Source organism: Shewanella hafniensis (assembly GCF_019655335.1).
In the GTDB taxonomy this organism is placed as follows: domain Bacteria; phylum Pseudomonadota; class Gammaproteobacteria; order Enterobacterales; family Shewanellaceae; genus Shewanella; species Shewanella hafniensis.
This window is the reverse complement of sequence record NZ_BPFD01000132.1, coordinates 1-6,035: the sequence shown is the minus strand read 5'-3', so window position 1 is coordinate 6,035 and position 6,035 is coordinate 1. Positions and strand designations below refer to the sequence as shown.

Below are 6,035 nucleotides of genomic sequence, written 5' to 3'. Positions count from 1 at the left end.
CCATGCTTAGGCAAATATCACTGAATATGCTTAGGGCTGAACCTTCTAAAGGAAGCATTCCAGCGAAACAGAAAAGAGCTTGGATGAAACCTGAATATTTAGAATCGGTTCTATTAGCAGGGTTGCAACTGGACGAATTTTAAACACTCATGCGGTTGCCCTGTATAACTCTATTGAAAATTTAATGCCGCCTAAGCGGTGAATCATAGTGTGGTATGTCGTGTTGTTAATATTTTATAATGATAAACATACCTAAACTAATATCAGACAATAATGCTTTATTTACTTAAATATTTGTTGGCCAAGCTTTGTCTAAACCTAATTGGATCCTTGCGAAGAGTTTCGTAAAAGGCAAGGAAGGTTAGATATTTAGCAGACGATATTAACCAGTTTGCTAATAATGGGAAAATAACAAAGCAAAGAAAAATCCAGGTTTTTTTGTGTTCAAGAACGAATAAAAACAGTAAGTAACAAATGAGTTGAAAATAGACGTTTATTTTATTGATTTTAACTGCTCGAGGTCTACCTCGTATAATTAATACGTTTGGTATAACAATACTCAGGGTCATGATCACTATACTTGATGCGAAAAGGGTACCAAACTCTTCGTGTGTTAATTTACCGAATAGCGTTTCAATCGTAAGGAAAAGTAAAGGGCCGATAGCACCCGCACCAAACATAAGGAACATGATGACTGCAATACCAACGACAAACACGCCGATAGATAAGTCATGTTTCTCAAAAAAATTATCTGACATAGACTCTGAATTCCTTATCGCTGACTATTGTTAGGTTGTTGATTTTTCTACCTGTACGCCTTATTGCTAAGGTTAAGGTTAAGGTTAAGGCTAAAGCTGGCAGCTACTGTATCTTTACATTCTCGTAATATTCATCGAATGGGATATTAGTGGCATAAAGGAATCATAGGGAATATTCATAGTCTATAAAAACCACTTCGGCACCAATTGTATTTGGGGAAGCATCCAGAGCTTTGAATATTCGATTGGTATTGAGTTCGTTCTGTAATCGCAGTGTGAGAAGTTTTTCTTTATTTGCTTGAAATGGAGAGCTTAGCAGGGCATTAGACATAATCATTTCCATTGATAATTTTAAAAATATCCTTATATGCGGCAACACCGTACTAAAATATTGAGCCAATTAATAGGTTATTGTAGAAGTTGCGGAATAAAATTATAAGAAAACGGGAGCCGAAGCTCCCGTTGTTTATCTTACCTTTGGCAAATGATTAGCGATTACTCGGCCAGTAATCCACGGCTACGCAGCAGCGGCTCTATGCCGGCTTCTTTACCGCGGAAGTTTTTATACATCAGCATAGGATCATCGCTGCCGCCTTTCGACAGGATATTATTACGGAAGGAATCCGCAGTGGCCTTGTCGAAAATGCCGTTTTCTTTAAAGGCTTCGAAAGCATCCGCGCCTAAAATATCCGACCAGAGGTAGCTGTAGTAGCCTGCTGAATAACCGCCCGCGAAAATATGCGAGAAGTAAGTGCTGCGATAGCGTGGGCTAATTTCTTCAATCAGTCCCATTGCCGCTAACGAGTCCGCTTCAAACTTGGCCGCATCTTTTGGTGTAATGTCGGTCAGTGTGTGCCAATCTAAATCAAGCTTAGTGGCCGCCATGTATTCAACGGTGGCAAAGCCTTGGTTGAACTTGCTGGCCGCTTGGATTTTTTTCACTAGCTCTTGCGGGATCACTTCGCCAGTTTTGTAGTGCTTGGCAAATTGAGCTAACACTTCTGGCTGAGTCATCCAGTTTTCATTCACTTGTGATGGGAACTCAACGTAATCGCGAGGAACGGCGGTGCCGCCCTGTGAGCGATATTCCACATTCGATAACATGCCGTGTAGGGCATGGCCAAATTCGTGGAATAGGGTGCTGGCTTCATCGAAGGTCAGCAGCGCTGGCTCATTGCCCGCTGGGCGAGGGTAGTTCAATACGTTAACAATAATAGGTTTAGAATCAACGCCATTCATATTGTATTGTTTGCGGAAGGAATTCATCCAAGCGCCGCCACGTTTGCTGTCGCGGGTGAAATAGTCACCCATAAAGATGGCCATCATCTTGCCGTCTTTATCGTAAACTTCCCAAGTACGGACTTCTGCATTGTATTTGGGTAAGTCGGTACGTTCTTTAAAGGTCAAACCGTACAAACGGTTAGCCGTGTAGAACACGCCTTTTAGTGTGCTATCGAGAGAGAAATACGGGCGGGTTTGTTGCTCGTTAAAGCTGTACTTAGCGACACGAATTTTGTCAGCATAGTAATCCCAGTCCCACGCTTGAAGCTTAAATTTGCCACCTTGTGCGTCAATCATGGCTTGCATATCAGCCACTTCGGTTTTGGCTTGGGCCAATGCCGCTGGCCATACTTTGTTGAGCAAGCCGTAGACGTTTTCTGGTGTTTTAGCTGTGCGTTCTTCTAACACGAAATCCGCATGGGTTTTATAGCCCATCAGTTGAGCACGTTCGGCACGCAGGGCGGCAATCTTCGCGAGGATAATCTTGTTATCGTTGGCGTTATTGTTGTTACCGCGCTCGATATAGCCTTTATAGAGTTTTTCACGTAACTGGCGGTTATCGGCATAGGTTAAAAACGGCGTGATAGAAGGGCGAGAAGTGGTGAATACCCACTTGCCTTCATGGCCACGTTTTTTGGCGGTTTCAAAGGCGGTCGCAATCACATCTTCTGGTAAACCAGCGAGATCGGCTTTGCTATCAACCACTAATTCGAAGGCATTGGTTTCGGCTAATAGATTGTCACCAAAGGCTAAATTGAGTTTACCAATTTCTTCGTTCAATGCGCGCAGTTTAGTTTTATCTTGCTCGCTTAAGTTAGCGCCGCCACGGGTGAAAGATTTATAGGTATCTTCCAACAATTTGGCTTGGGCCGTGCTGAGTTTTAGGCTGTCTTTCGCGTCGTGAACGGCTTTGACTTTTTGAAACAGTTTGTCATTGAGCAGGATATCGTCTTCGGCGGACGATAACATAGGCGACACTTCTTTAGAGAGGGCTTGCAATGCTGGCGTAGTATCGGCGCCTGTCAGGTTAAAGAAGACGTTAGAAACGCGCGTCACTAGATCGCCAGAAAACTCCATGGCTTCAATGGTATTGGCGAAGGTGGGCTTTGCTTTATTATCAACAATCGCTTGAATTTGCTCGTGTTGCTGAGCTACGCCCGCTTTAAAGGCTGGGAGGAAATGCTCTGGCTTGATCTTATCAAAGGCCGGAATTTCCATAAACGTATCATAGGGTTTAAAGAATGGATTGGTCGCATTCTGACTGATAATCTGCGCTGACACGGCATTGGGCGCCGCGTTGGCTTGAACACTGGCTTCGGGTTGTTGTGTGCTACAAGCGCCCAAAGTTAAGGCTAAAGCGATGGCACTTAGCGTGAGCTTAGCCGTGCGGGCTTGCGGTTTAAGGGTTAGTCCCTTCATTATTTGTTCCCCGTTAGGTCGATTATTGTTATGGGTGATTGTTTGATGATGGCCATGGATTTCAGCAAAAATTGAAGTCTACGCGCGGCTAAAACCATTAATTTATCTTAATGTGACTGTTTAACATGTATCGGACTAGGGGTTCCATCGATTTTGTGTTTAGTTTGTAACAAATGTTTTGTTTCAGGCTTTTAAGCAAAATAATATGGCAAACTGGCTGAGGCTGTTATCGCGTCTCGGTGCGCTTTATTGGCAACATCATTGGTCAAGGCTGTAGTCGAAGATAATAGCCGCAAACACGTCGTAGATGACTGGTGTAAGCCACACCTTGCACTAAACCAGCTTAATCCATTTTCAACCGTCTCTTGCAGTACGGTCCTAAAACACGAATAACAATAATAGGATCTTCTATGTCTCAATCTGGTATTCAACATGCTCGCGTGCGTCGAGCGCTATCCTTGGCATTACTGACTGCGTCCAGCTGGGTTATGCCGCAGTGCATTGCGGCGCCAGCGCCAGCAACAACAGCGGCTCACACAAACGTTCCTCAGTTAAGCCCAAATGCGCTAAAGGTCGCCGATTATGCGGTCGCAAAATACGATGCGGCTATGGTGCAGAGTTTGACTCAGTTGGTGAGTTTTAATACCCAAGCGGTTGAAGGGCAAACGCCAGATACCAATCCCGCCTTTGTGGGCTTTAAGTCGAGTTTAAAGCAACTCAGTCAGGATCTCGGGTTAGATTATGCCGATCATGGTTATGTGGTGTTGATTGGCTTAGATGCTAATTCGGCTGTGAACAATGAACCTAAAAAGTTAGGCATAGTCACCCACGGCGATGTGCAACCAGCTAATCCTGCCTTGTGGGCGCAGAGCCCTTATCTGCTTGATACTCAATCGGAGCCAGGCAAACTGATTGGCCGCGGCACAGAGGACGACAAGGGCGCCATTGTCACCGCCATGTATGCGATGAAGGCGATTAAAGACAAACACATTAAGCGAGATAGACGCATTGAACTCTTGGTTTATCTTGCTGAAGAGTCCGACTGGGAACCACTGAAAACCTTTTTAGCCAGCTACACGCCAGCGGATATGAACATTACTATTGATGCTGAATACCCCGTGGTCACCGCCGAAAAGGGCTGGAGTAAGATTACCTTTACTGTGCCCAATATTACGATTTCCAATATAGAAGCTAAAGCTGAGGCTTCAACTCAAACTCCCACGTTAACCGCTTTCTCTGGCGGCTATTTTGCCAGCCAAGTACCGCAGCAGGCCGAGGCGGAAATTGAGGCGGTTTCACCCGCATTACTGACAAAGTTACAGACCAGAGCCGCCGCGCAGCAGGGCATGAAATATCGTTTTGAAAACCATTGCGTCGATAAACAGTGCAACTTGCATATCTTTGCCGACGGTAAAGCCGCCCATTCATCCACTCCTGAAGATGGAGTGAATGCCGTGACCCATTTGGCGGCATTGTTAAGTCCCGAATTGAATGATAAACCTTGGCCGAAAACCAGCGCCTCCTTAACCGTTGCCGCCATGAACGAGCTGGTGGGTTTAGGGATTTATGCCGAGCAGTTTGGTGACTTAGCTTATAAAGATGATTTTATGGGACCGCTGACCTTAGCCCCAACTGTGGTGGTGCAAACGCAGAAGGGCACAGAGGTGACCATTAACTTGCGCCGTCCTGTCGGCAAAACACCAGAGTTACTCGCTAAACAAGCCCGTGAAGCCCTAGCCCTGTGGCAGGAGAAACATCAAGTGCAACTTGCTGATATCGAAAGTTATTGGGGCGAGCCTATGGTGATGAAAGGTGCGCCGCAGCAACAAACCCTGCTCGACGTGTTTGCCCACTTCACTGGCATAGTCGACCCTAAACCCGTTGCAATCGGCGGCTCAACCAACAGTAAATTATTCCCCAATGCTTTAAGTTTTGGCCCAGCCATGCCGGGCGTGGAATACACTGGCCATACTGAAAAAGAGTTCATCACCCATAAGCAATTTATGCTGAATCTAAAAATGTACACCGCAGCGTTTATCGAGCTATCGGCGGTTAAATAGCGCTCTTTGTGAAAGTGATTTTGGGATGGCACAAAAGTGTTGAGTAGCAATAAAGTCTGTATCAAGTATTAAGCTAAGCATTAAGGGTTAATAGAACAATGGCGGTTAAATCTTAGATTTCCGCCATTCCAACGCTAAATACTCAAAGGCAGAAAGGCTCAAAGCTAGTGAGTTATATCGTCAGTTGTGCTGCATGAATTGTTATTGTTTCCCCAGTGACTCGCCGCCCTTTCATTTAACAAGAAGCGTCCCTGAGGGCTCTACTAAAGTAGAAAAATAGCCAGAGAAAAATGGACATCCAGTCTTAATGGCATGGTAATTAACCTCCAACTATGCTTGGTTAAGCATTTAGGAATGAAAAATGGACATCCAGTCTTAATGGCATGGTAATTAACCTCCGACTATGCTTGGGTTAAGCATTAAACAAGGAGGTTTGTATGCCGCGCCCTCGCAGAACTCAAATTAGTCTTGAAGATACGCCCTATTACCATTGCTGTAGCCGCGTTGTTCGGCGTGC

Annotated in this window: 4 protein-coding genes and 2 pseudogenes; 3 read left to right on the top strand and 3 right to left on the bottom strand. The window is 45.1% G+C overall.

Annotated elements, in window-relative coordinates:
- Positions 1-143, top strand: a pseudogene (locus K5Q99_RS21115) (ISAs1 family transposase); the annotation flags it as partial.
- 135 nt (positions 144-278) lie between these two features.
- Here the strand turns inward: K5Q99_RS21115 and K5Q99_RS21110 are convergent.
- The 3 genes from K5Q99_RS21110 to K5Q99_RS21100 form a co-directional block, all read right to left on the bottom strand.
- Positions 279-758, bottom strand: a complete 480-nt coding sequence (locus K5Q99_RS21110) for a hypothetical protein (RefSeq protein WP_220778041.1) — start codon at positions 756-758, stop codon at positions 279-281.
- Positions 759-921: 163 nt separating this feature from the next.
- Entirely contained in the window at positions 922-1,089 is a 168-nt protein-coding gene (locus tag K5Q99_RS21105) for a hypothetical protein (RefSeq protein WP_220778040.1), read from the bottom strand.
- A gap of 164 nt (positions 1,090-1,253) precedes the next feature.
- Positions 1,254-3,458, bottom strand: coding sequence for a M3 family metallopeptidase (locus K5Q99_RS21100; protein WP_220778039.1), 2,205 nt, complete (start codon positions 3,456-3,458; stop codon positions 1,254-1,256).
- Between the two features lie 410 nt (positions 3,459-3,868).
- Between K5Q99_RS21100 and K5Q99_RS21095 the strand changes: the two genes are divergently transcribed.
- A complete protein-coding gene (locus K5Q99_RS21095; RefSeq protein WP_220778038.1) occupies positions 3,869-5,518 on the top strand; it encodes a dipeptidase in 1,650 nt (549 codons plus the stop codon).
- A 437-nt stretch (positions 5,519-5,955) separates the two neighbouring features.
- Positions 5,956-6,035: pseudogene (locus tag K5Q99_RS22610) on the top strand (Mobile element protein); the annotation flags it as partial.

Coding starts and splice junctions, on each gene's coding strand:
- K5Q99_RS21100 (WP_220778039.1), bottom strand. CDS start 3,458: ATGAAGGGACTAACCCTTAAACCGCAAGCCCGCACGGCTAAGCTCACG.
- K5Q99_RS21105 (WP_220778040.1), bottom strand. CDS start 1,089: ATGTCTAATGCCCTGCTAAGCTCTCCATTTCAAGCAAATAAAGAAAAA.
- K5Q99_RS21110 (WP_220778041.1), bottom strand. CDS start 758: ATGTCAGATAATTTTTTTGAGAAACATGACTTATCTATCGGCGTGTTT.
- K5Q99_RS21095 (WP_220778038.1), top strand. CDS start 3,869: ATGTCTCAATCTGGTATTCAACATGCTCGCGTGCGTCGAGCGCTATCC.